Below are 856 nucleotides of genomic sequence, written 5' to 3' on the forward strand. Positions count from 1 at the left end.
CGCTAACCGTAAATACTAAAATCCCATTTGACGAAAGCGCCAGCCTAGCTTTATTAATAAGCAAAGCCAAAGCGCTGGACGAAAACGGCGCACGTATTATTTACACCGTAAATAACGAGCTAGCCGCCGCATATAAAATACGTAAAGCAAAGTTCGACGGCGACATAAGCGCCAGCGAAATAGAAAACAAAAAAGGCTGGCAAGTAGCATTTAAGCTGGTAGAGGTGCAATCTGTATCAGAGCGCGAGCAACAGCAGCTAGACGAACAGGCAACCGAAAGCGCAGAGCCGCAAGCATCAACCAGTAACGACGACGTGCAAAATAAATTTAACGAGGTCGAAGGGCCATGAGCACCCGCCTATCTAACACGCTAACAATTGGCGGCAACACAGTAACCAATATTGTTAGCAAAACCGTGCAGCTAGACATTACCAGCACAGGTCGCGCAAAATTTGAAGTGGTCGCAGAGCAGGAGCCAAGCGGGTTGGTCGAGCTGCACCTAGGTTACACGCTTGATAATATGATCCCGTATTTTCTCGGTGTAATAGAGTCAAAGCACCAAGCCAACGGGCGCTGGTATTTAACCTGCCGCGAACTGCTAGGCGCGTTAAGCTTTCCCGCCCCGCTTGCTATTCGTCACGCAACAATAAAGGCCGTGCTCGATGAAGTGGCAAAGCTCGGTGTTGAGTTCGTAACACCTGAAAACGCCGAATATTTAAATAAAATAGCACCCGCGTTTTATCACAGCGGCACAGGTATTGAAGCGCTTAGGCAAGTAGCTAAAGTGTGGGGCGTTAGCGATTTTATATTTCAGCAGCGCCCCGATGGTAAAATATTTGTCGGCAGCTGGCACGAC

The 856-nt window shown here is 48.5% G+C and carries 2 protein-coding genes; both read left to right on the top strand.

Going from position 1 to position 856, the window contains the following annotated elements; all coding sequences use genetic code 11:
* Nucleotides 1–350, top strand: a 350-nt coding sequence (locus L654_RS01000000125345; RefSeq protein WP_024607070.1) for a hypothetical protein, incomplete at its 5' end; no start/stop codon positions are given.
* Nucleotides 347–856, top strand: a 510-nt coding sequence (locus tag L654_RS0101765; protein ID WP_024607071.1) for a hypothetical protein, incomplete at its 3' end; no start/stop codon positions are given. The genes L654_RS01000000125345 and L654_RS0101765, both read left to right, overlap by 4 nt.

Source organism: Pseudoalteromonas sp. TAB23, assembly GCF_000498075.1.
Classification (GTDB): Bacteria; Pseudomonadota; Gammaproteobacteria; order Enterobacterales; family Alteromonadaceae; genus Pseudoalteromonas; species Pseudoalteromonas arctica.